This is a genomic window from Paenibacillus sp. FSL R5-0473 (assembly GCF_038004565.1).
Lineage (GTDB): Bacteria > Bacillota > Bacilli > Paenibacillales > Paenibacillaceae > Paenibacillus > Paenibacillus amylolyticus.
This window is the reverse complement of record NZ_JBBORL010000001.1, coordinates 2854997-2880876: the sequence shown is the minus strand read 5'-3', so window position 1 is coordinate 2880876 and position 25880 is coordinate 2854997. Positions and strand designations below refer to the sequence as shown.

Sequence of the window (25880 nt, the reverse complement as noted above, 5' to 3'; positions counted from 1 at the left end):
TGTCACAATACTAGACATGAAGAACTTTGAAGGAGTGATTAACTTTGAATAATACCAAGAGAAGGATGGATCTTGTCCTTCTGCCGATTGTATTACTGGCGGCATTTCTGAATGGGTACGGTATCTGGAACGATCAATATGCCAATTCCTATTATACGACTGCCGTTGGGAGTATGCTCAGCAACTTCCACAACTTTTTCTATGCTTCACTCGACTCGGCAGGCTCGGTCACTGTAGATAAACCACCTGTTGTCTTCTGGATTCAGACGGCCTTTGCCTATGTCTTTGGACTGCATGGATGGAGCGTTATTTTGCCGCAGGTATTAGCGGGAATCGGTTCGGTGCTCCTGATCTATTTCATGATGAAACCTACATATGGTCTTGCAGCAGCACGAATCTCGGCACTTGCGATGGCAACTGTGCCTGTCGTGGCGGCAGTCAGCCGGACCAACAATATTGACAGCATGCTGGTGTTTACACTATTGCTGAGTTCATGGTTTTTGTTCAAAGGCAGCAAACAAGGCAGTACTTGGCGCATTCTGGTTGCTTTTGGGTTAATAGGCGTAGCCTTTAATATGAAAATGCTTCAAGCCTACATGATTCTCCCGGCTTTTTACTTGTTCTATCTGCTCGCATTTCAGGCGAAATGGAGAAGGAAGATCATCCTGCTGATCGGCAGCACGGCGATTCTGGCGGTGGTTTCCTTATCCTGGGCGGTCACTGTGGATTCTATCCCCGAAGACGAGCGGCCTTATATCGGTAGCAGTGAAACAAACTCGGTCATGGAACTCGCCTTTGGATACAATGGTCTGGCTCGCCTAACGGGTCAGCAGAATACTGCAGGTAACGCAGCTATGCCAAATGGTATGGGACAGGGAGATAATCGTGGCAATCGAGGAGACTCGACTTCAGGCCCTAATCAGACAGGCAGTGATGTTCCTGGCGTTGGGCAAGATGTCAATGCACCGGATAACGATAATATGAGTGGTTCGAACGGCTTGAACACCATGGGCAGCATGAATGGGCAGAATGGCAATTTCCCGAACGGGCAGATGCCAAATGATATGGAAATGCCAAATGGAAGAAATTTCGGCGGAGGCATGGGCGGAATGTTTGGTACGGGGGAAAAAGGTCCTCTGCGTCTGTTCCAGACTGAACTGTCAGGCCAAGCTAGCTGGCTGTTGCCAGTTGTGCTGCTTGGGTGCATTGCCCTATTTGCAGGATTAAGACGGAGAAATATAACTAACAAGCACAAGGAGGCCTTGTTCTGGCTGGCCTGGCTGCTTCCCGTTGCTGCCTTTTTCAGTGTGGCAGGTTTCTTCCATCAATATTATCTGATTATGCTTGCACCTCCAATTGCGGCGCTGACTGGCGCAGGATTTGTAGCGATGTGGAAATCATATCGTGATCGCAATGGCTGGCAGGCATGGTTGCTTCCGGTGTCCGTGCTGCTGACGACTCTGTTCGGCTGGTATATCATGCAGGTGTATAACGATACGATTGGTGCAGGCTGGTCCATTAGTGAATTGATCGCAGGCATTCTGGTCACGGTCATCCTGGTCGTTATGCTTCATCGTACACATCGATGGAAACAGGGCTTCATTATCGCAGGATTCATGGTGATGCTGATCGGTCCAATCTACTGGGCATTCACCCCTATTACTTATGGTGGTAACAGCATGATTCCGGCAGCAGGGCCCACCGGTTCCAATGGTATGTTTGGTGGAGCAGGAATGGGCATGCCGATGGGTAACGGTGCAGGAGACACAGAAATGCCTACAATGGGTGGCCGTGGCGGAATGGGTAACCGTAACGAAGAAGTGGATACAGCCACACTGAATTATCTGAAAGAGCACAATACAGGCGAAACGTATCTCTTTGCCACTACGGACTATAATCAGGCAGCACCTTATATCATCGATGAAAGAGCAGCGGTCATTACACTTGGAGGTTTCTCCGGCTCAGACCCGGTGTACACAACAGAGGAACTTGAGCAACTCGTCAAGAGCGGGCAAGTGAAATACTTCATGGTTGGTGGCATGGGTGGCCGCGGAGGGAACTCGGATATTAGCGATTGGATCAAAGAGCACGGAACCGAAATTCCAACGTCAGAATGGAAGACAGGCACAGACAGCGGATCCATGGATAACGGTGACACGGAGAATGAAGCTGGACTTGGACTTGGACTTGGATTCGGATTCGGATTTGGCGGACAGACCACCTTGTACGAAGTGAAATTATAAACTGAAATAAAAAATCTCGAACGAAGTCCATTGGAAAAGGGAGGGGACAAACATGGCTCACGCGTACCGGTACAGCATTATTATTCCCATGTATAACGAGGAAGCGGTGATCGAGGAGACTTATCGGCGTCTGAAGAAGGTCATGGGCAGCACAGGAGAGAGTTATGAACTGTTGTTTGTTAATGATGGCAGCGTGGATCAAAGTGCACAGATGATCCGTGATTACGCCCGTTGGGACGAGAGTGTGAAGCTGATAGATTTTGCCCGTAACTTCGGACATCAGATTGCGATAACAGCTGGTATGGATTATGCAGTGGGGGATGCGGTGGTTATTATTGATGCGGATCTGCAGGACCCTCCCGAACTGATACTGGATATGATCGCCAAATGGAAAGAGGGCTATGAAGTCGTATATGCCCGTCGCACCAGACGAAGCGGTGAAACTCGCTTCAAGAAATGGTCGGCAAGTCTGTTCTATCGTGTCCTTCGTGCTTCAACGGATACGGATATCCCGGTTGATACTGGAGATTTTCGCCTGATTGATCGCAAGGTATGTGATGAGATGAAACGTCTTCCGGAGAAAAACCGGTTTGTGCGCGGGTTAGTCAGTTGGGTCGGATTTCGTCAGACTGCTATTGAATATGAACGCGATGAACGTCTGGCAGGCGAAACAAAGTATCCGCTGAAACGCATGCTGAAGCTTAGCCTGGATGGCATTACTTCATTTTCGTATAAACCGCTCAAGCTCGCAGGTTATGTAGGTGCGATCCTGTCGGTTGGCGGATTCATCTATATGTTAACGGTTATTGTTTCGGCCATCTTTACAGATTCAACAATTAAGGGATGGCCATCCATTGTGAGTATCATGCTGATGTTTAACGGATTCATCCTGATCATGCTGGGCATTCTGGGCGAGTACGTGGGCCGCATCTATGATGAGACCAAGGCGCGTCCGCTATACATTGTGAGAGATGTGGTGCAGGCCGAGGGCCAGCAAGCGCAATCCCGATTGACAGCCCGAGTTGCTCATCATGACTAAGCGTCTGGTGACACTTTTCAAGTTCGGTATTGTGGGTGTTGCAAATACGACAGTGGATGCGGTGGTGTTTGCTTTGCTTGCAGTGGTCGGTGTACCGGTTCTGATGGCTCAAGTAATCTCGTACAGCTGCGGTGTTGCGAACAGTTATTGGCTGAACGGCAGGTGGACTTTTCGAGATACGGCACGAGGAGGTGGCGATAGAGCAAAACTTATTCGTTTTCTAATCACCAATCTCATCGTTCTCGCGTTATCTACCCTCATTCTGATGACTTTGCACGATATGCTGGGTTGGAGTCTCGTGATGAGCAAGATCCTGGCGACCTTGATGGGGATGGTTCTGAACTATATGGCCAGCAGATATTGGGTGTTTCGTATCGCTACTTAGCTGCCCACAGCGTGCAATATTGGTTATAAGAAGCAAATGAAAGGAGTGTATGATGATATGCGAATTAAAAAAGCAGTTATTCCGGCAGCGGGTCTCGGAACCCGTTTCCTGCCAGCGACCAAAGCACAGCCCAAAGAGATGTTACCGATTGTAGACAAACCGGCCATCCAATACATTGTTGAAGAAGCAGTGCAATCAGGCATTGAGAATATCCTCATTGTGACTGGACGCAACAAAAAATCCATAGAGGACCATTTTGATAAATCGGTTGAACTTGAACACTCTTTATATGCCAAAGGCAAACAGTCTTTACTGGAAGAGGTGCAGGCCATCAGCGAGATGGCAAATATTCATTTTATTCGTCAAAAGGAACCACTGGGTCTGGGGCATGCCATTGGGTGTGCACGGCAATTTGTAGGGGATGATGCCTTCGCTGTACTGCTGGGAGATGACATAATGGTGTCTGATCCACCTGCACTTGCTCAGATGGTCCATCTCTATGAAAAGACAGGCAACCAGATCATTGGTGTTCGTCAGGTAGACGCGGCAAATGTGAGCAAATATGGCATTATTGATTCGAATGGTGCAGAGGACCGGGTTCACCGAGTCACCAATCTGGTCGAAAAACCTTCCCTTGCAGAAGCGCCATCCCGAACAGCTGTAATGGGACGATACATTCTGAAACCTTCCATCTTTCCAATCCTGGATCAGATCGAGAGAGGTGCTGGAGGGGAATATCAGTTAACGGATGCCTTGAAAGAAGTAAGTCAGGTGGAGGAACTGTTGGCCCTTGAACTGGAGGGGCGTCGCTACGATATAGGTGATCAATTCGGATATATTCAGGTGATCTTGGAGATCGGACTGTTGCGTAAGGAATTACAGCCCATGCTGACACCCTATCTTCAGAAGCTTGCAACTCAGTGGGCATAGGAATTGATATGTAGCAGAGGTTTAGATCTGCTATAGGACGAGTTCTCCTCCGTGCCATGGTTCTGTCATAGACTCTAGTGTTGTACAATTATTCCAGTAACGCTACAATTAGCAAGAAGTTTAGGTTGCTCTTTGAGGAGTGAGGAATCATGAATGAATCTATCATCAGGGACCTTATTAAGTATATGGACGTGGAGGACAACGCCGCCATTCAGTACATTCAGACCGAGCATCGGATGAAACTGGGACTCTTTTGGGGGATACAGGAAGGCAGCCGGGTTCTGGAAATCGGGTGTGGTCAGGGAGATACAACGGCCGTGCTTGCACATCTGGTGGGGGAGCACGGGTACGTTCATGGTGTAGATATTGCACCGGAGGATTATGGTACACCGCTGACCGTAGGCGAAGCGGCAGCCAAGCTGCGGAGATCTCCACTGGGTGATCGAATTCGAATGGATTATGATTTTGATATTCTGAGTGATCAGACTCAATTCGCCGAGAATGAGTTTGATGTTATTGTACTTTCCCATTGTTCTTGGTACTTGAAATCGTTTGACGAACTCGCCCAGATTCTTAGCAAGGTTAGGACGTGGGGATATCAGTTATGTTTTGCAGAATGGGATGCCCGAGTTACAGATGTGAGCCAGCTCTCCCATTGGTTATCCGTTCTGATTCAGTCTCAGGTCGAATGTTACAAGGAGAACAGCTTCTCCAATGTGCGCACGCTTTTTACACCGGAGGATATCCAAGAGCTTGTCTCTGCGGCAGGCTGGACGATTAAGGAAGAGACTTCGATCCATTCTCCTGAGCTGCAGGACGGTCGCTGGGAAACCGAAATGACACTGGCAGAAGCGCCTGTGGAACTGAAAATGCTTCCGATCCCGGACAAAGTAAAGACACTTCTTCTTTCCGAACTGAAATTACTTAAGACACATCATGCCTCGGGGCCCCGGAGCCCACTGGGAACGTATGCGATGGTTGCCAAAAAGCAGTAAGGAAATAGCCATTTGTAGTATGTTATAATAAAGATGTCTATCGACGTGCTATCACAGAAGATTGACCGCATGTAGCTGAAATTTTTCTTGCGGTAATTGAATGGTTCAGCTCCGCTGGAAACATATAAATTCCATGATCTAAAAAAATGTGTTTACTTCATCACAGTAATTTTGATATTATAATCGCAATATCAAATGCGACGAAGAGACGAGTAGATAAAAATCATTCTTTCAAAGAGAGCTCCGGCAGCTGAAAAGGAGTAAAGAACTTTTTATTGAATAAAGACTCAGAGCAGCACATCGGAACTTAGCGTTAAGGGATGGTGTGACAGGAGCTCCTGTTACAGAGCTAGAGTATGAACGGTCTACAGCTAGCAACATGGTTGTAAACCTTTACTTGAAGAGGCGGATATGGTGACATATTGGCGAATCTGGGTGGTACCACGAGAGTTCAATCTCGTCCCTGAGACTATTGTCTTGGGGATGGGATTTTTTGGTTTTTCCGGGGTGTGACTACACGCTTTGGAATTGCCTGAATAGTGTTAATTAGGAAGTCAATTTCATAATACGTTTTGGTGAGTTATGAAATTGATTTGAAGAGAAGAATCACTTAAACCGAAAGGAAATGATGATTAAATGTCAGCAAAATTGAAAGTTGGTATCGTCGGAGGAACGGGAATGGTGGGTCAGCGTTTTGTGGACCTGCTCGATCAACATCCATGGTTTGAAGTAACAGCTATTTCTGCAAGCGCCAATTCGGCAGGTAAAACATATGAAGAATCCGTACAAGGCAGATGGAAACTCGCAGTTCCTATTCCGGAAGCTGTGAAAAAAATCGTTGTTCAGGATGCTTCCCAGGTTGAGGCTTTTGCCAGCCAGGTTGATTTTATTTTCTGCGCGGTTGATATGAAAAAGAATGAAATTCAAGCGCTCGAAGAAGCTTACGCTAGAACAGGCACACCTGTCGTGTCCAATAACTCGGCTCACCGCTGGACAGCAGATGTACCAATGGTAATCCCTGAGATTAACCCGGGACATCTGGATGTTATTGAAGCTCAACGCAAACGTCTGGGTACAAAAACCGGATTCATTGCTGTAAAACCAAACTGCTCGATTCAGAGCTATGTGCCTGCACTGCACGCCTTGCGTGAGTTCAACCCGACTCAGGTCGTGGCTTCCACGTATCAAGCAATCTCCGGAGCAGGTAAAAACTTTACGGACTGGCCTGATATGCTTGATAATGTCATTCCATACATCGGTGGCGAAGAAGAGAAGAGTGAGCAGGAACCACTACGAATCTGGGGTAGCATCGAAAATAATGAGATCGTCAAAGCATCGGCTCCATTAATTACAACCCAATGTATTCGTGTACCGGTAACGGATGGACATCTGGCGACCGTGTTTGTAAACTTCGAGAAAAAACCAAGTAAAGACGAAATTTTGGAGCGTTGGTTGCAGTTCAAAGGTCGTCCGCAGGAACTGGCTCTGCCAAGTGCACCGAAACAATTCATTACGTATTTTGAAGAAGAAAACAGACCACAGACAAAACTGGATCGTGACATCGAACGCGGAATGGGTGTCTCCACAGGCCGACTGCGCGAAGACTCACTCTACGATTACAAATTCGTTGGATTGTCCCACAACACGCTCCGCGGAGCGGCAGGTGGTGCGGTTCTGATTGCAGAACTGCTAAAAGCTGAAGGATATATTCAACCGAAATAAGTGCAAAGGCATCATGAGCAGCAACAGATTTCTGAAAAGAATGAACAGATGAAAACCATCACTCGTTGATGGTTTTTTCTATTGTGGACAAGCATTGGTAAATCTACATTCTTATCGTAGCTACAGGTTTAACAGCAATGTTTTCACAAACAAATTACTAGGTTTACGAAACGTAGCAGTATCGTAGCAATAATAGTAATAATAGCAACACAAATCAAAACGCCGACAATCTTCTCGGCGTTTTTTTTACATCCAATATTTTGTTAGGCAGCGGATGTCTTATCCGACTTTTGCAGAAGCTGAGAGCGACGACCGAGCAGATAACCTGTCAGGGAAGCGAGCATCTGCTGGAATACCATGCCAAGCACAACCGGGACAGCAACAGGTGGCGGAAAATACGAAACAGCGAGTACTGCGCCTGCGCTGATATTACGCATGCCTCCATTGAACACCAGAGCGACCTGATCGGCCTCGTTCCAGCCTAGCAATCGGGCGATGAAGTAACTTAGCGCATAACCGAATGACGCCAGGAAAATAATGATGACCGCAAGACCAGCCAACTTCCAGTTGAAATCAGCCAAGTAGGGCGCAACGACAGATCCGTTAATCGCAACGACTGATGCCATGAACAATTTGGATAACGGGTTCAACCTTGGTCCCCAGACCGGGACAATGGCGCCTTTGGTCCACTCATTCAGCAGCATACCGAGCAGGGATGGTACAACAATCATCCAGAACAGACTGCTCATCATGGCTGCTGTGTCCAGTGTGACACTGGTTCCGATTAACAGGGATAACACCCCGGGCACTACAAAAGGAGCAAGCATGGTATCAATCAGGATGATGGATAGCGTAAGTGCGATATTGCCCCGATAAATACTGACCCAGATGAAGCTGCTTATTCCTGTCGGAATCACGGCTGCCAGAACAAGGCCCGTTATGGTGTAAGCATCTGTAGGGAAAATCAGATGACCCATACCGAGAGCAATTAAAGGCATTGCCAAATGCAAAATAAATAGACATACAAACAGGGGGAACGGCTTCTTCAGCACGTTCACAAAATCCCGTATCCCAAGACTGATACTTCCAGCGAACGTCATGAACGCAAAAAGCCAAGGGGATAAAAAGGTATAAGAAGAAAGAAAACTCCCGCATAACACGCCAATAATAATGCTGATTGGGGTAATCAGTGGCATGATGCGGTTCAAGCGTTGGTTCAAAGCTTGAAGCATAATCATGACATCCCTTTACCGTGTGATTTTACTATTATACATGTTAATAACGTTGGCTGCAGACCCATTTGCAATGAAGTAGTCTGAACAAGTATTATGGACTTGGAACAAGGATTCCGATTAGGAGAAGGGGAGATGATCATGTTTATAAGAAAAAGAAAGAACACATTAATGATGACAGGCCTTATTGCATCAAGTATTCTTTTGATTTCGGCCTGTTCTGTCGTGGAACAAGCTAATCAAAGTTTAAATTATGTGAGTGGGGCTACTGATTATATAGAACAGGTATCAAACGCCGGGGCTGATCTGCAAGAGCTCGCATCGGGTGCGGTGAATAATCCGGAGATTACAACGCAGATTCAGGAGAAAATCGATCTGATCCAAGCAGAAGCAAGTGAATTTTCTCAGTTGACTGCTCCTGCAATAGGAGAGAGTATTCATGAAAATCTGGTTAGTTACAATACACAATTAACAGAAGTCGTGGACAATTTCGAGAATACAATTGCAGAACAAGGTTTTACGGCAGAAAATTGGGAGAAGACAGGCATTCCTGAACTGATCACCAACATCAATAATTTGAAAGATCCGCTTAGCGGACTTCAGGGTGAATAAATTGAATTGATCTTACCACATTAAGACAATCCAGTTTGGAATCGAATACTTGAGAAGGGCGAGATATCGGAATGATTGAATTACCGTTATGCTCGCTTTTTTTATTTTCCGAAACCGGTGCATATTTAATATCACAGGAGCTAGACTATATCATGTAAATAGGAGATGTATATGACATTTATCTCTTATTTATGTGAAGATGATCTATGGTTTGACAAGATTGGGACAGAGGCGTATGATAAGTATATAAGTTAATAAAACATAGTTACTTACTATAAGTTATGAATTGTGCCTAAATATATTTTGCCAAAGGAGAGCTGAGTCATGACTCAACACAATGGAAAAGTAATCATTATTACAGGTGGAGCCAGTGGTATTGGTAAAGAAACAGCACTTCAACTTTCGGATCAAGGTGCGACTATTGTTGTCGCTGACTATAATGAAGACGGAGCGAAGAAGCTTGCGGCAGAGATTGAAGCAGCAGGCGGAACAGCGGGCGCGTACAAAGTGGATGTATCCAAAGGAGACGAGATCAAAGTCCTGATCGACTGGACCGTAGAGCAATATGGTACGTTAAGCGGTATTTTCAATAACGCAGGTATTGGACTTGTGAAGCCATTTCTGGAGATGGACCCGGAATCCTATCACAGAGTCATTGATGTAGATCAGCACAGTGTATACTACGGTATGTATTATGGCGCGAAAAAAATGGTTGAATTAAATGTACAAGGTACTATTGTAAATACAGCTTCGATCTATGGAAGTGTTGCTGCAGTAGGTAGCTTCAACTACAACGCAGCCAAGGCTGCTGTTGTTATGATGTCCAAATCCGGTGCATTGGAACTAGCTGAGCATGGAATTCGTGTAGTTGGTGTAGCACCTGGCTTTATCGAAACACCGATTCTGGGTGATGACCAAGCCATGAAGGATGCGCTTGCTACTCAACATATGCGTGGAGAGCTCATTCAACCGGAGAAAGTAGCCAGTGTGGTTACATTCCTGTTCAGTGATGCAGCCAGTGCAGTTAATGGTACAACTGTAGCCGTAGATGATGGATTCCTCAGCTTCAAAACCAAATAAATAACCTTCTAAAATTAAGAGAACTCATCTCGAAAAAACAGAAAAAAAACGGTGCAGAACGATTAATTCGTTTTGCACCGTTTTTGTATTTTCATTATAAAGTAATCATGGCATATGAGATGGAAATAAGTTTGTCGAATCATCCCGAAATTTCAGAGATCGTGATACAATTAACAAGGTTGTATCTTTTTATCATTTTGTGGTGTGTCATATACAATTCGAACTCCGAGAGAGCCATAACTCTCTTCTTTGTAATGACATTGAGAACAAGTTTTGGTTGAACATAACGCATCGTTATGAACTTGTAATTTTTCATTGCACTGTGGACATTTATTTTCAAAAAGAGTCTTCAACACGTTAAACATGCTTAATCACTCATTTCGGATTAATTTACTTGGTTTTTATTATAACGGATAATATTCGCTGTGTATAGCACTTTTGAGTGATATCGAAATGAGATTTATATTGCACGAAAGGAAGCGCATAACCGATGGATCTTCTGCTTTTTGTCATCATGTTTATACTGGGTCTGGTCGGTTCATTCTTCTCCGGTTTGTTGGGTATTGGTGGGGCCATTATCAATTATCCGCTACTGTTATATGTTCCATCCTGGGTGGGATTGGAGCCGTTCTCAGCACATCAGGTATCGTCGATTAGTATGTTTCAAGTGTTTTTCGCTTCACTTGCTGGTGTGATTGCATTCCGGAGAAAAGTAAAAACGGGTAGAAGTGGTGGGGCGATCGTTCACCGCGGATTGGTGCTGTACATGGGCTCCAGCATTCTTGCTGGCAGTCTGATCGGCGGGTTCATATCCGGTCATCTGGACGGAAGGATTATTAATCTGATCTATGGCATTCTGGCGATCATGGCGATTGTGCTTATGCTGATTCCCGGAAAGGGAAAGCTTGATACCTCAGCTCCACTGGTGTTTAACCGATGGATTGCAGCAGGCACGGCTTTTGCAGTAGGTATTGTATCAGGAATTGTTGGTGCGGGTGGTGCCTTTATCCTTATTCCTATCATGCTGACGATTCTCAATATCCCCGTACGAACGACGATTGCTTCTTCACTGGCGATTGTATTTATCTCCGCAATCGGCGGCGTTATAGGGAAAATTACGGGTGGAGACATTCCGATGGAACCCATCATCTATACGGTGATCGGCAGTCTGCTTGGAGCATCCCTTGGTTCACGGGTTAGTTCAATGATCAATGTGAGGGTACTTCGATATGCATTAATCGTACTTATCGCCATCACAGCGGTCAAAGTCTGGTCTTCCATTCTGTAAAATCACGTATGTAGAAATGAACAATGACGATTTCGTAACCAAACGGTTGGATCGCCGTATAAAGGTTATGAACATGAGCTGAAGCGTTGGATACACGATCAAATGAGTTCAGTTTTCGTCCATGGAGCACCTCATCTCCTTTCATGGATACATGTTTAACATTAATAGAATTTGAGGTATCCACCCTATGAATAACGTACTTACAGAACAGGCTGATGCAGGATATCGGCTAGCTGAGCAGAAAGCATCTCAGTATTTTACTTCTCTTAGGCAGCAACTTATGGATAATACGTATACCACAGCACTTACCCAAGATATTCATGTATGGCAAAAGAAACATATTCATCGTTTTGCCTGGCTTTCTCTTTTATCACCTAGCAAAAGAAAACCGGATCCTCGGGATGTTCATAGATATATCCACTGGCTGAATACTACAGGAAAGCTGGATGATTACCTGGATCGGAGTATCTCCTATATTTATATGCGAGATCTGGGGCAAGCCCTTGATTCTCCGGGTACGCAGGCCCGAATTCAGAACGTTGTCCAGAATACTAAAAAATACTTTATGAGCTCTGCCACTGGGCGCAAAGGACAGCCCGATTATATCAGTCTGGCTGCGTTGTACCGGTGGGGACAGAAGGAGCACATTGAAACGGCTGTCATCTGGGTGATGAACAAATTAAAGAATGTAGCATCCAACATCCCGAAGGAGCTGGATGCAGAGCAGGCGCAACGGAAGCTCATCAAGATCATTCTCGGCGTGGTCCTTCATGTGGACGATGAGATGAATGAGCAGACACCACCTGAAGAACGTGCCCAGAGATTTGATGCGGCGATTCGACTTGGTTATTCGTACGGTTTGACGTATCCATTTGTGGATGATCTGCTGGATTCTCAAGCATTGACTGTTCAGGAAAAAGAACAATATTCCCTGATGATACGTGATGCACTTCTTACCGGGGTCGTACCTGATCTGGGAGAGTGGAAAGGCAGCAATCTTGAAGTAATTGAATATGTACATTCCGAGCTTCGGGAAGCATTTGAGTACATCAAGAACTACCAGCATCCAGAGAAACAGCGCACGTTTTTAGAGCAATCCTATGTGTTTTTTCAGTCTCAGGAGATTGATCGCAACAAGAAATTAGCCAATGCGAATTATAGCAATGAAGAATTGTACATTCCGATTATTATCAAATCTTCTTCTTCCCGATTAATCGTCCGGTCTGTTCTCAGTGCACCGGTGGATGAAGGATTTGATCTGCGGACGTTCTATTACGGGATATATAATCAGTTGGCAGATGATTTTGCCGATATGTTTGACGATATGGAAGAAGGGGCAGTAACTCCGTATACGTACTATTTGAAGTATCGAGATTTGCGTCCCGATTTGATTAATCCATATGAATTGTATTGGGCAGTCATCTCTCATCTAATCCATGATGTTTACAACTCGGATGCCAAGACCCGTGAGGTCATACTGGATCGTGCCATTAACGGGCTGAAGCGTTGTAAAGAACGGTTGGGGCAGCAAAAATATGATGAAGTGATGACGATCTTTGCCTCTGGGCAGCCTGAATTCAATCAACTGGTTCAACAGATGGTGCGAAAAGCAGATGACGTTGATTTCCTTGATAAATTGTTACGGGATCAGGTTGTGCTTCAATTGAAAAATGACAAGCAGGAAAAAGAGGAGTTCAAACAGACCATTCGAACGGTTCGCGAACAGATTAATGTGGAGTTGCAGATTGCGAAGCCCGTTGGCCTTCATGAGATGAAAGAAACGCTGATCGATGCGGCCAATTACAGCTTGCAGGGAGACGGAAAAAGGCTACGTCCGATATTAACTTGGGTTATGGGCGTGCGCGAGTATGGTCTACCTGAGTCATCCATCGTTCCGCTGCTAAGATCGCTGGAGTACATGCATACCGCTTCCCTGATCTTTGATGATCTGCCTACGCAGGATAATGCTTCGACAAGACGTGGACGTTCCACGCTGCACCAGGTACACAATAGTGCCACAGCAGAGCTAACCGGTCTATTTCTTATCCAGAAGGCGATTGGAGAGCAATCCTCATTGGATCGTTTTGATGCGGCGACCGTGCTCAGACTCATCCAGTATTCGGCTGAAAAAGCAGAGGATATGTGTATGGGGCAGGCCATGGATCTGAATTCCAAAGGCAAGGCATTGACGCTGGAGCAGTTGAACATGATCTGTTTTTACAAAACAGGCATTGCCTTCGAAGCTGCCCTGGTTATGCCAGCGATACTTGCTCAAGTGAAGGAACCGGAGATGGCTGCACTGAAAAAGTTTGCTTATCATGCGGGGATCGCCTTCCAGATCAAGGACGACTTGCTAGATTTCGAGGGAAATTACCTTATTCTTGGGAAACCTGCAGGTCAGGATGTGCGGAACAACAATTCAACCTTTGTGTCTATTCTGGGTGATGAAGGCGCGAAGAAAGCGATGTGGGAGCATTATTGTCTTGCTACAGATGCATTGAACGAGATGCCCAAGCCTATCACCTTCCTGAGACATCTATTGGATTATCTTGTTGGTCGCGAGCGCTAATTCATATAACTAACGATTCCGTGTTGCGTATGACTTATTATGATATATAATGACAAAGTTCGGGATTCCATGTGGATGGATTCCGGGCCTTGTTTGATTTAAAGACACAAATCTCTTAAAAAGATTTGTTTCAACGGTTGAAATTCTGGGTATTAAGCAGGTACTGTTGTTTTAAAACTGACTAATTTTTATAGAACATCTTATATCAGTAAAAATTTTAGATTTCGACAAACTTTACATGGAGTCTATGCCAAAGGAGAACTTACAATGCAGGTTCAAAAGGTCGATCATCATGAATTGTTCGAGCAGATCTATAACCAAGCGCCTATTGGGATTGCACTCGTTGCTCCAACAGGGCAATGGATGAAAGTGAACCCTGCTTTTTGCTGTATGCTAGGTTATACAAGTGATGAATTAATGGATCTCACGTATCAGGATATTACACATCCGGATGATTTCTCACAAGATATGATCTGTAGTTATGAGCTATTTGAAGGTAAATCAAAAGAAAATCAATACGAAAAACGTTACATTAATAAAAATGGTGACATCTTATGGTGTTCAATACATGTTTCCTTGGTTCGAAACGAAATTACGGATGAACCTCTTTATTCCGTTTGCCATATTGTTGATATTTCCAATCGTAAACTGTCTGAACAAAAACTTCTCCATCGTGAAGAAATGTTTAAACTTATTACGGATCATGCTCAGGAGATCATCTATATTGCCGATTCAGAGGGAGTTTGTCGGTTCTGCTCACCGTCAGTCCAACAAATATTAGGTTATTCCCCGGAAGAAGTCATTGGCCAAAACAATAATGATTCCTTTCACCCACAAGATCTGGAACGGATCTCACAGATGGATTTGACTAAAGGTAATCTGTTGAATATTAGAGTCCGCCATAAAGACGGGCATTATCTTTGGTTTGAAACCACATACAAGGTCTTTGGTGATGCAGAGCATGAACAGCAGATTTTTACAATTGGACGAGATATATCAGAGCGAAAAAAACAAAAGGATATCAGTGCAGAGGCTGAACGTATCGCCTTGATTGGTAGTTGGGAATGGGATATGGTCTTAGACCATATTACATTTTCAGATCAGATCTTTGAGATTTTTGAACTTGAACGCACCTGCAAACCATATCGGATAAGTGATGTTTTTGATGTTATGGATGCCGAAGATATAACCTCTTTACAAAAACATATTGCAGGGGGAAAACAGGGTGAACCGCTCGATTTTGAATACAAACACATCAGCTCTGATGGAAATGAGAAGTATCTTCACTTGCGTGGATTAATTACGCTTGATGAGCATGGTCAGCCAGTTCAGCTGAACGGAACACTACAGGATATCACTGAACGCAAGCGCATCGAATTTAAATTGCAGGAATCTGTGGAGCGATACACTTCGCTTAAGAAATACAATCATGACGCCATTATCTCGTTTAACATGGATGGTAATATTATGAATGCAAATCCAGTAGCGGTGAAAATGACGGGTTGTCCCGTGGCTGAAATGATCGGTACAAGCATAAGCAGATTTATCGGAGCCAGTAATCTGGGTCTGATTCTGGGCAGTAACTATGAGATGGCTGAAAAGGAGATCAACGCTGTTCGGCACACGAATGGATCTGAGACAGAAGTCTTGGCTACGCTTGCTCCAATCATTATTAATACATCCAATGTCGGGTTTTACCTGATTGCGAAGGATATTACGGAGCAGAAAAAACTGCTGGTAGCCAAAGAGACAGCGGAGAGAATGAATAAGGCAAAAAGTGAATTTTTGGCGATGATGAGTCATGAAATCCGCACACCTATGAACGGTGTAATTGGGATGACGGATTTGCTTTTGGATACTCCTGGACTTAGCGGGGAACAAAAGGAATATATTGAAATCATCCAGAAGAGTGGAGATTCCTTGCTGGCCATCATTAATGATATTCTTGATTTTTCCAAAATCGAATCAGGCAAAACCGATCTGGTAGAAGATCCTTTTGATCTCGTAGAGATCGTGACCGAGACGGTGCAAATCGTAAAACCACTCGCTCGTGAAAAGAAGTTGGATGTTCGTATGTGCGTAGAAGATGTTATTCCAACTCCGGTGTATGGTGATGCTTATCGTCTTAAACAGGTACTTACCAATATCATTGGCAACGCGGTCAAATTCACTTCAGAAGGCGGCGTGGAAGTTAAAGTGGGAGTTAAGGAGCAGTGCGGTAATACCGTGCAGCTATATTTTCAGGTAAAAGATTCGGGCATTGGCATTCCGGCTGAGAGGAAACAACAGTTATTTGAACCTTTCTACCAACTGGAGAATTTTATGACCCGCAAACCTCAAGGTACCGGTCTTGGCCTTGCCATTAGCAAGAAACTGGTGGAGCTTATGCAGGGTGAGATCTGGATCGAGGAATCGGATGAACCGGGTACAATATTTATATTTACCGCCCAATTTAAATTAAATAACGGTGAAGAGAGCAACAGGTTGGATCAACAGCAGAAGAAGAGCAGAACATCAGCCTTACGGATTTTAATTGCAGAAGACAATGAGGTGAATCAACTCGTCCTTAGCAGAATCGTTGAGAAAAAAGGGCACTTCGTGGATCATGTGGCGGACGGTGTTGAGGCAGTCGAGGCGGTCAAACACACTTCATATGATATTGTCTTCATGGATGTGCATATGCCAAGACTTAATGGATTCGAAGCGACAAAAATGATTAAAAATGCTTTGCACCCCGAGAGTTGTCCATTCATTATTGCGGTAACTGCAAATGCCGTAAGAGGAGACATGGAAAACTGCTTGAAGGCAGGCATGGATGCGTATGTCAGCAAACCGATTAAAATCGAGTCCATTATGCAAGCATTGGAGAGCTATTACATCAAAAATAATCTCTGAGCACGCTAAAAATGGATTCATGAGCAAAAAAGCCGCTAGCTTAAAATAGGCTAGCAGCTTTTTTTGCTGTTCCATGATTCTGTCCTCCATCCTGCATCCCACAGATGCGACTAAGGACAAATCCCTAAGGATTTTTGATCCACAGTTTGGAGATGTCCATATATCCGAATTCTGCGATCTGCATGCCAAAGATGCTCTGATCCAGTTCAGCCTGCTTGTTCATGTGACAGCCATGCAAGATCCAGCAGTGATCACGTAGCAAGGCTTCAGCTTCATCCAGGAGCGCAGTACGGTCTGCCCGATGAAGCTTTGCAAAATGATCCAGTTTGTCATCCAGTAGAGACTGGAATGCAGGAGACATACACATATGAAAATGGTTGGACAGGTTTTTGAAAAAATGAATTATGCCGTACTGCCAATCTTCCTCCAGTATCTCTTCAGCCAGAATCAATTGTGCGTTTGTGGTTTCGTCTGAGTTGAAATAATCCACAACGGCCTGCATGCTGATGTTCATTCCGATGGACTGCGCACGACACTGAAACCACTCTGCAACGTCTGCATCCTTATTATGCTTATAGGATAATGTTACCGTCTCACCCTGGTACCCACAGTTATGCAGTAATTCACGAGCATGCTCAAGAGAGGCAGCGGTCCAGTCTTGGGCTGCACTTCTCCAAGGCAGAAAGCTGCTGGCCGGTGTGATCCGATTCCCGCCGAGATCTCGGACAAGCGCGACCGAATCATAGACGATACGCAGGGCTTGTCGAAATAGGGGATGATGATGGATGCCTTCCTTGTGAAAATTGAACAGCATATACTGACAACCCAGCGCCGGATAATTGATGCTGTTCGTCTGATCACAGCCTGTTGCGAGACTCAATCGATCTGTACCGGGTAGCTCATAATAGCGATCATTTGGACTCAGGTCAGGCACAAACCAGAAATGGACTTGATCCAGATGTGGCCGGATGCCGTAGTACGCATCAAAAGCGGTAAGCTCCAGCACATCTTCATTCAGATCAGAGATCTGAAAAGGACCAGTCCCAATTAATGTCTTGGCTACATTGTAATCGTAGGGCAGGATTGTCATCCGAATACAACTGAACAGATGCAAGAAAAACCGATTAGGACGATGTAGAACAAACTTGATGCAGTAATCGCCAGCTACTTCCGCACGTTCGATATCCCGATATAACCAGATGGAGGGACTATGTGCATCAATCAATCGTTGCAATGTCGCTTGCACATCCCGGGACGTCATGATACGTCCGTTGTGGAAACGTACACCTTTCCTGAGATAAAAGGTCCATAAGCGATGGTCCTCGCTGCACTCCCACATGTGCGCCAGTGCTGGCAGGAATGATTCTGTCTTGGCATCATAAGTGATCAATGTATTACAGACCTGGCTTAATAGGTAGGTTTCAAATGCAGTATAAACAAAGGCTGGGTCCAAACCACCTAACTGGCGTGACCTCATGATGCGCAGGATATCCTGACCAGAGGCAGTTTCATCGTGGCCGTGAAATCCCATCTGTTGATGAAGGGAGAGCATGAGCTGTTCTCGCAATGTATCATCCATCTGAACGGTTCCGATGAGTTCAATGGCATCTTTCATTTTGCCTTTACTCAAAAGCTCGGTAAAACTCGCTTCCAACGCTTCATTCATGCTACGCAGCATCGTTAACTCCGAATGATGTCCACGACCACGCCCAGGCTGCCAATGGATAAAGCCTTGTTCCTCCAATTTTCTGAGAATGAATTTCACATTACGAGGGGTGCAGCACAAGGCAGCGGACAGGCTATCGATCGTTACCGCTACAGGTTCATGAAGTTTGAATGAAAGTTGTTCAGCGCCGGCGAGCCTTATAAAGTGTGTATGCAGGGTATCCATGGTCATGACTCCTCTATTAAAGGTGAAAAGTGTGATCATATGTTTACACTTTTACTTCCCCCTTTTATCCTTACAATTATACATTAGTAGAAGTTGTTCAAAAAGTCCGCTTTTGATTACGAAAGATGCCTAAAGGCATCATCAGCATCGAATATGGAATTCAGCCGAAATGAGTGGGGGCTTACGAAGTATGTTTCCTTTGGAAACATTGCAGTTGCTCACGTAGTTTTCCCTACGCTCCGCTACTCCATTTCTAGCTTCATCCCATCTTCTCGGTACTGAAAACCGAACTTTTTGAACACGTATTAGAAGAGGTAGTTCAAAAAGTTCACTTTTGAAGCATTTAGAAAGAATAGGAGAAGTTCGCATGAAGCAATATTTAAGGCAAATTCACCCCTTGGCATGGACGATCATTATCGGAACCATGTTTGGACGTCTTGTGACGTCAATGAGTATCCCGTTTCTATCCATCTATCTGACACGTGTGCTAGATGCTACACCGACCCAGACCGGTGTTACTGTGGCTGTTAGCTCGCTGGCAGGTGTCATGGTCAGCTTTTATGGAGGTTATATTTCGGACCGGATCGGGCGCAAAATCGTGATGTTAATCTCAGTATTTAGCTGGGCAGGTGTGTTTTTTATTTTTTCAGCAGCAGAGCATCTATGGGTGTTCTTTGTTGCCAATACGTTAAACGGATTATGCCGCGCAGTATTTGAGCCCACCTCCAGAGCGCTGTTATCGGATATTACTTCTCCGCAGAACAAATTGCTGGTGTTTAACCTCAGATATGCTGCAATTAATCTCGGTGTGGTCTTTGGGCCAATTATCGGATTTCAGCTGGGATCATCTGAATCGACGTTTCCGTTTGTGATTTCCGGCTTGGTATACATAGCCTATGGATTTGTGTTATTTCTGCAATTCAAGCTACAGCATGCCAATCTGCCAGAGCGTCATCAGGCAACTGCACCACGTTTGCGTGAAGCACTTATGACCACTGGTCGCGACCGGGTATTTCTGCCGGTATTGATTGGTACCACATTCTGTGTGCTGGGTTACGGACACTTCAGTTCTACGTTGGCACAGTACTTGGCGAGAAGCCCAATCTTTGAGAATGGAAGCCAGATGTTCTCGTATATGCTGTCCCTGAATGCCGTGACGGTACTGATTATTCAGTATCCTCTTGTGAGAACCTTCCGAAACTTCCCACCGCTTGTTCCTCTGATTGTGGGTAACCTGCTAGTTGCAACCAGTCTGATGATGGTTGGAATCGCTGAAGGTGTACTCATGATGATGATAAGTGTCATACTATTTACGATTGGGGAAGTGTTATTGTTCACCATGATGGATATGCTCATTGACAGGATTGCGAAGCCGGAATGGAAAGGGACGTATTTCGGGACTATCGGCTTCAATAATATCGGTAGTGTCATTGCTCCTGTCATGGGAGGGGTGTTGTTAAGTCAATTTGGAGCGGAGAATGGGCTCGCTGTCTTTCTACCGATTGCACTGACGACTGCCCTGGGAGTACCTTTTCTTCTGATAGCACACAGACGTCTTGTTGTTAGAGAAAAACAAACAGAGCCTAGATCATTAAGTATGTAGCGAGAATTGAAAAGTTTAATGGCATGAATTAAATAACAATTCAGTTAAAATTATCTTGACAGATGTTAGTCCAGCGAATACAATAAACAACAAATATGTGAAACGGGTGGGATGATGATTATGTTTATGCCTATACAGATTTCGAATCGATAACTGAATACGCATGAGCATAGTGACATTAATCCAATTTTTTTGCAATGATCGCGTTGGGACAGTCATGTTTGTGCACCTCTGTCGTGGACGCTCATCATTATTGCGATGCAGAGGAGATACGGGAAATGCTTTGCATTTCATTCGATCTCTTTTGGCTACAAGCTGTAGATGAACATTAGTTCATCTATGGCTTTTTGGCATGCATTCCACCCAATTTGTTCACATGGAAAGGAGCGTTTGGAGCGTTAATTTATAAAAACTAACTTGTTAAAAAGGAGAATGTACAATGGTCAACATCTGTTCTACATATCAATTATGGGCGGGAAATCCCGATTTTAATGTCATTATGTATGACTCATCCTAGTGGGGGTAACAGCGATCGAAAGGTTATTCTGTCATCGTAGTTACAATGTAATGTTCTTTAGTTCATTTTAAGTAAATAAACCGATAAAGAGGTGGGACCTGTGCCCAAAACAGAGAAACGCTCCATGTCTTGGCTGCTGCGCTATCTAAAACCAGTTAAAGGACGGCTGGCCTTACTTTTGATCATGTTGCTCACATCAACGGGGCTTCAGCTTCTAAATCCACAGATTATCAAACGATTTATTGATACAGCAGCGAGTGGGGGAGTCCTCACCAATCTTGTTCAGCTTGCAGGAATATTTCTGGTTGTTGCCGTGTTTAATCAACTCATCACAGTAGCGGTCAGTTATTTGGGGAATGACGTGGCCTGGCGGGCTACGAATCAACTGCGCGGAGATCTGCTGAAGCACTGTCTGCGTCTCGATATGCGTTTTCATAATGAGAAAACACCTGGAGAGATGATAGAACGTGTGGATGGTGACGTAACGAGTATCTCCAATTTTTTCGCAATGTTTATTGTGCAAGTGATCGGGAGTTTTGTACTGCTGGCCGGAATTCTCGGGTTCATGTTCAGTGTTAATGTGCCTATTGCTTTGGTTATGACCGTTTTCACATTATTATCGATCCTATTCATGGTCTTCATCCGAAATCTGGGCGTGGACTCTTCCAAAAATGAACGTGCGGCAAGTGCCTCTCTGTTCGGATTAATTGAAGAACGTATTGCCGGAATTGAAGATGTGCAAGCAAATGGTCATTTGCCCTATGTGATGAACCGCTTTTACCGCACGATGCGCACGGTATTCCGTAAGGGGAGAAAAGCCTGGCTGCTACGGGTTATTCCGTGGAATACCACAGTAGTCCTGTTCGCTCTGGCGGTCACTGCGGTGCTTTTGCTGGGTGTGCATTATTATATGGAAGGTCTAATTAGTATCGGAACATTATTTCTGATCTATCAATATACGCAGATGCTGAATGATCCGATTGAGATGCTTGGAGATCAGGTGCAGGAGTTTCAAAAAGCAAAATCAGGCATGCTGCGCTCCAGAGAGCTGTTGTCCATGCAAAGTGTGATTGAAGAAGGCACAGAGGAGCAATTGCCGGAAGGACCTCTTGGTCTGGAATTCAGCCAGGTGCACTTCAGTTATAACCAGGATAAACCGGTATTGCACGACATTACTTTTGCTATTAAGCCTGGTGAACGTCTGGGAATCATCGGTCGCACAGGGAGCGGCAAATCGAGTCTTAGTCGTGTTCTTCTCCGGCTGTATAATCTGGATCGGGGTACGATTCGTGTAGGTGGAACGGATATCACAAAGCTTTCGTTACAAGCACTCTATCGCCGGGTGGGTATGGTGACACAGGATGTACAGCTGTTTGATGGCACGCTGCGTGACAATCTGACCCTGTTCAATGGGGATGTATCGGATCAGATGATCAAGGAGACGACGGATCGCCTTGGACTTAGCCAATGGATTAATTCACAACCAGAAGGACTTAATACGTATCTGGCTGCAGGTGGAGCTTCATTGTCGGCAGGGGAAGCGCAGTTATTTGCCCTAACCCGCGTATTCCTGACCGAACCGAGTCTGGTTATTCTGGATGAGCCGTCGTCACGTCTGGATGCCGCGACCGAAGGTATGCTGCAATCTGCAATTGACCAGTTAATGAAACGATCCACCGGAGTCATCATTGCTCACCGACTGGCTACACTGGAGAAAGTGGACCGGATTATGGTGCTAGGTGATGGGAAGGTACTGGAGTTTGGAGCGAGAGAAGAACTTGCCAGTAACCCGGCATCTCACTATGCCAGACTGCTCATTACAGGCCGAGAGGAGGAATTGGCATGACTGTAGCAGGATTTATAGGCCGTTTGTTTCGATTCAGGCCTTTGTTGTTTATAATCAACGGATTGTTATGGTGTATATTTCATTCCTTACCGTTAGCTATTGGTATTGGGATGCAGTGGTTTTTTGATCGGACAACAGCGGGTTCAAATGACTACATGTGGCTTGCTGTGCCGCTTATCTTTATTGCTTTGGTCCGAATGGCACGGGTGGGCACATTTTTTGTAGCCTTCTATGCATGGGTTACGTATCTGTATCATGTTCAGGCCATTTTGCGAACCAACATGCTCGCAGCAATCATGCGCTGGCCGGGACGTAATCTTCCGGCTTCACCAGGGGAGGCGATGAGTCGTTTTCGGGATGATGTGGATGAAGTCGTCGAGTATGTAGAATCATGGGTAGACTTCTGGGGACGGCTTGTTTTTGCTGTTGTGTCCATCGTCATTATGGCGAACATTAATTGGCAGATCACGTTGGTTGCTGTGCTGCCATTGGTGGTCGTTACCTTACTTAACAACCTGTCCGGAAATCGGGCTCGGAAGTATGCACAGGTTAATCGTGAAGCGACTGGGCGAATTACCAGTTTTATTGCGGAAACGTTTGGAGCCGTGCAAGCCCTGAAACTGGGTCAGGCCGAAGAGAATGTCTCTTCACGTTTCAACCAGTTGAATGAAGATCGTCGCCAGGCTGCACTTCGAGACAATCTGTTCAAGCAGTGGATGAGATCGATGAATCAGCATGTTCTAAGTATCTGTACTGGATTGATTCTACTGATGTGTGCAGCTGAGATGAAAGCAGGGAACTTTACCGTAGGTGATTTTGCCTTATTCACCAGTTATCTGGCCAATATCGGATTTAGCATTTCACTGTTTGGTTATATGGTGTTTCAGCACAAAAGGCTCAAGGTATCCTATGATCGTATGCGTAAGCTATTCCGCCCAGGGGAAGAAGACCAGATCATGGATTCGAGGGAAATCTATCTGTATGAAGATCCCCCGGAGCTTGTAAGTGAACAGAGGGACCCTAAGGAGAAGTTGCAATCTCTTGAGGTGAATAAGCTGACTTATCAATATCCGAATTCTGCAAATGGCATAGAAGAGATCAGTTTCCGACTGGAACGTGGACAATTTCTTGTTATTACAGGACGGATTGGATCAGGTAAATCAACGCTGGTACGAACACTTCTTGGACTGTTACCCAAGCAAAAAGGGGACATTCACTGGAATCGAGAAGCTGTTGATCCAGCCACGTTCCTGATGCCGCCTAGAGCCGCATATACCCCGCAAGTGCCAAGACTGTTCAGTGATACGTTGAAAGAAAATATCGTCCAAGGCAAACAGGGGAACACCGAGCAAGCGCTTGAAAAAGCCATTCGTCTGGCTGTGATGGAGAAGGATATCAAACATTTGGATCAGGGGCTTGAGACCCCGGTTGGTCCCAGAGGGGTGATGCTGTCAGGCGGGCAGATTCAGCGCGCGGCCACAGGACGCATGTTAATGACGGAGGCGGACCTGTTTATCTTTGATGACCTGTCCAGTGCACTGGATGTGGAGACAGAACAACAAGTATGGGAAGGGCTGTTCCAAGAGCCGGATGTCACCTGCATTGCAGTTTCTCACCGCAGGGCAGCACTTTCCAAAGCAGATCACATTATCGTGATGAAAGATGGACGCATTGAAGCCGAGGGAAGTTTGGCCGAATTGCTTGCCACCAATGAAGAGATGCAGCTGCTGTGGCAAGGGGAACAAACCCCCGCCAAAGTTGGATAGCTTAAAAAATTTAGAAAAGATAATAAAAAAACAAAAAAGCCTTACAGACGACTCCTTGAAAGAGGACAGTCTGTAAGGCTTTTTATCGTTATAACGAGTGGAAAGATGGAATATTATTATCTCATCATCTGAGCAATCAAGGAATACGCAATGATGACCAGGAAGATAATAGTGATATGGTTAATGGAGAAGATAAACATCCGTTTGGACCATTTCTCTGTTTCTTTCTTGTCAAAGGTAGCCACACTGAGAATGAGCCAAGCCAAGCTAACCAGAAATGCCACAATAGCGACAAATGGACTCATCGGCCAGAATAAAAAGCTGGAGATCAGTAACAGTACCAGATACACGTTTGTCTGAATGTATGTCCGTCTGATGCCTTTAACAACGGGTAGCATCGGAACACCAGCAGCTTTGTATTCGTCAAAACGACGAATCGCAATCCCGTAGAAGTGAGGCATTTGCCATAAGAGCATCGTAACGACCAATGCCCAGATCTCGAAATGACCCAGTTCCGGTGAAATGGCTGCCCAACCGATGAGTGGAGGCACAGCACCCGAAAGACTTCCCACTTCCGTGTTGTAGATCGTTGTACGTTTGGTCCACATCGTGTAAGGGAACACGTAAAGCAACAGACCCAAAATACCAAATACAGCAGCGGATGGGGAAGCGATGTACAACATGATGCCCCCGATGATGGTGATTGCAATACCGAGAATCAGACCCGACTTAGTATCTACGCGTCCCGTAACGGTAGGACGTTTCTTCGTACGTTCCATGATCGCATCAATATCACGATCATACAGATTGTTAAACACCCCTGCAGCTCCAATAATGAGAGAAGACCCAATAAAGGAAAGGATGATTGGTACAATATTAGCTAAGATTGAAGCATCAAATACATATAAAGCCAAACTTAAACCCGCAAACATGGCGATCAGGTTGGACTTGATGATTCCGATTTTGATCGTATCGAAGAATACTTTCGGAATCGAGCTATACTCCAGGCTGATATTGGTCTGTGAACCATTGTTCAATGTTTTCAAGAACTCACTTCCTATATCTATACTTATATATTATGTCGCTATTATACCATTCAATACACTATGTGATTTAATTAACGTTTTAGTATTTAAAATAATGTCATTTGATTGTGAACAATTTAAAAACAAGGTTTTTTTTAATTGTTAAATAATTATTTCTGTGTTACAGGAGAGAATCAAAAAATCAGGGTATAACAGTGATTTAAAGTTTGTTCTGTCATTGT

General features: G+C 45.0%; 17 protein-coding genes and 1 other annotated feature. Of the genes, 14 read left to right on the top strand and 3 right to left on the bottom strand.

Features of this window, described 5'->3' with window-relative positions; genetic code table 11:
• Nucleotides 1–65: 65 nt before the first annotated feature.
• The 6 genes from MKY28_RS12455 (at nt 66) to asd (ending at nt 7314) form a co-directional block, all read left to right on the top strand.
• Nucleotides 66–2243, top strand: a complete 2178-nt coding sequence (locus tag MKY28_RS12455) for a glycosyltransferase family 39 protein (protein ID WP_340937918.1) — start codon at nt 66–68, stop codon at nt 2241–2243.
• 52 nt (nt 2244–2295) lie between these two features.
• The gene (locus tag MKY28_RS12450) at nt 2296–3282 is read left to right on the top strand and encodes a glycosyltransferase family 2 protein (RefSeq protein WP_076318019.1); all 987 of its coding nucleotides are present in this window, start codon (nt 2296–2298) and stop codon (nt 3280–3282) included.
• On the top strand, nt 3275–3667 hold the full coding sequence (locus MKY28_RS12445; protein WP_340936075.1) for a GtrA family protein: 393 nt from the start codon (nt 3275–3277) through the stop codon (nt 3665–3667). Before MKY28_RS12450 ends, MKY28_RS12445 begins: the two co-directional genes overlap by 8 nt.
• Nucleotides 3668–3724: 57 nt before the next feature.
• Nucleotides 3725–4597 carry a UTP--glucose-1-phosphate uridylyltransferase GalU gene (gene galU / locus MKY28_RS12440; protein WP_340936074.1) on the top strand — a complete coding sequence of 291 codons (873 nt, stop codon included), beginning with the start codon at nt 3725–3727 and terminating at the stop codon, nt 4595–4597.
• Nucleotides 4598–4746: 149 nt separating this feature from the next.
• Complete coding sequence (locus MKY28_RS12435; RefSeq protein ID WP_340936073.1) at nt 4747–5592, top strand: class I SAM-dependent methyltransferase; 846 nt, start codon at nt 4747–4749, stop codon at nt 5590–5592.
• A gap of 191 nt (nt 5593–5783) precedes the next feature.
• Nucleotides 5784–6060: a binding site (T-box leader), on the top strand.
• Between the two features lie 168 nt (nt 6061–6228).
• The gene (gene asd / locus MKY28_RS12430; RefSeq protein WP_017688716.1) at nt 6229–7314 is read left to right on the top strand and encodes an aspartate-semialdehyde dehydrogenase; all 1086 of its coding nucleotides are present in this window, start codon (nt 6229–6231) and stop codon (nt 7312–7314) included.
• Nucleotides 7315–7577: 263 nt separating this feature from the next.
• Here asd and MKY28_RS12425 read toward each other — a convergent pair whose 3' ends face one another.
• Nucleotides 7578–8546 carry a bile acid:sodium symporter family protein gene (locus MKY28_RS12425; RefSeq protein WP_339187693.1) on the bottom strand — a complete coding sequence of 323 codons (969 nt, stop codon included), beginning with the start codon at nt 8544–8546 and terminating at the stop codon, nt 7578–7580.
• 141 nt (nt 8547–8687) lie between these two features.
• Between MKY28_RS12425 and MKY28_RS12420 the strand changes: the two genes are divergently transcribed.
• The 5 genes from MKY28_RS12420 to MKY28_RS12400 all read left to right on the top strand — a co-directional run bounded on the left by MKY28_RS12420 (nt 8688) and on the right by MKY28_RS12400 (nt 16990).
• Nucleotides 8688–9158 carry a DUF6376 family protein gene (locus tag MKY28_RS12420; RefSeq protein ID WP_133120472.1) on the top strand — a complete coding sequence of 157 codons (471 nt, stop codon included), beginning with the start codon at nt 8688–8690 and terminating at the stop codon, nt 9156–9158.
• 324 nt (nt 9159–9482) lie between these two features.
• Nucleotides 9483–10238 (top strand): SDR family NAD(P)-dependent oxidoreductase, encoded by a 756-nt coding sequence (locus MKY28_RS12415; protein ID WP_340029622.1) that lies wholly within the window; start codon nt 9483–9485, stop codon nt 10236–10238.
• A 490-nt stretch (nt 10239–10728) separates the two neighbouring features.
• The gene (locus tag MKY28_RS12410; RefSeq protein ID WP_101314010.1) at nt 10729–11526 is read left to right on the top strand and encodes a sulfite exporter TauE/SafE family protein; all 798 of its coding nucleotides are present in this window, start codon (nt 10729–10731) and stop codon (nt 11524–11526) included.
• 187 nt (nt 11527–11713) lie between these two features.
• The gene (locus MKY28_RS12405; RefSeq protein ID WP_340029621.1) at nt 11714–14095 is read left to right on the top strand and encodes a polyprenyl synthetase family protein; all 2382 of its coding nucleotides are present in this window, start codon (nt 11714–11716) and stop codon (nt 14093–14095) included.
• 267 nt (nt 14096–14362) lie between these two features.
• On the top strand, nt 14363–16990 hold the full coding sequence (locus tag MKY28_RS12400; RefSeq protein WP_340936072.1) for a PAS domain S-box protein: 2628 nt from the start codon (nt 14363–14365) through the stop codon (nt 16988–16990).
• A gap of 124 nt (nt 16991–17114) precedes the next feature.
• Here MKY28_RS12400 and MKY28_RS12395 read toward each other — a convergent pair whose 3' ends face one another.
• Complete coding sequence (locus tag MKY28_RS12395; RefSeq protein ID WP_340936071.1) at nt 17115–18881, bottom strand: ABC transporter substrate-binding protein; 1767 nt, start codon at nt 18879–18881, stop codon at nt 17115–17117.
• A gap of 367 nt (nt 18882–19248) precedes the next feature.
• Between MKY28_RS12395 and MKY28_RS12390 the strand changes: the two genes are divergently transcribed.
• From MKY28_RS12390 to MKY28_RS12380, 3 genes are all read left to right on the top strand, one after another.
• Complete coding sequence (locus MKY28_RS12390; protein WP_340936070.1) at nt 19249–20484, top strand: MDR family MFS transporter; 1236 nt, start codon at nt 19249–19251, stop codon at nt 20482–20484.
• Nucleotides 20485–21101: 617 nt separating this feature from the next.
• Nucleotides 21102–22847 carry an ABC transporter ATP-binding protein gene (locus MKY28_RS12385; protein WP_340936069.1) on the top strand — a complete coding sequence of 582 codons (1746 nt, stop codon included), beginning with the start codon at nt 21102–21104 and terminating at the stop codon, nt 22845–22847.
• Nucleotides 22844–24613 (top strand): ABC transporter ATP-binding protein, encoded by a 1770-nt coding sequence (locus MKY28_RS12380; protein WP_340936068.1) that lies wholly within the window; start codon nt 22844–22846, stop codon nt 24611–24613. Before MKY28_RS12385 ends, MKY28_RS12380 begins: the two co-directional genes overlap by 4 nt.
• A gap of 116 nt (nt 24614–24729) precedes the next feature.
• Here the strand turns inward: MKY28_RS12380 and cyoE are convergent, their stop codons facing one another.
• On the bottom strand, nt 24730–25659 hold the full coding sequence (gene cyoE, locus MKY28_RS12375; protein ID WP_036608378.1) for a heme o synthase: 930 nt from the start codon (nt 25657–25659) through the stop codon (nt 24730–24732).
• Nucleotides 25660–25880: the final 221 nt, after the last annotated feature.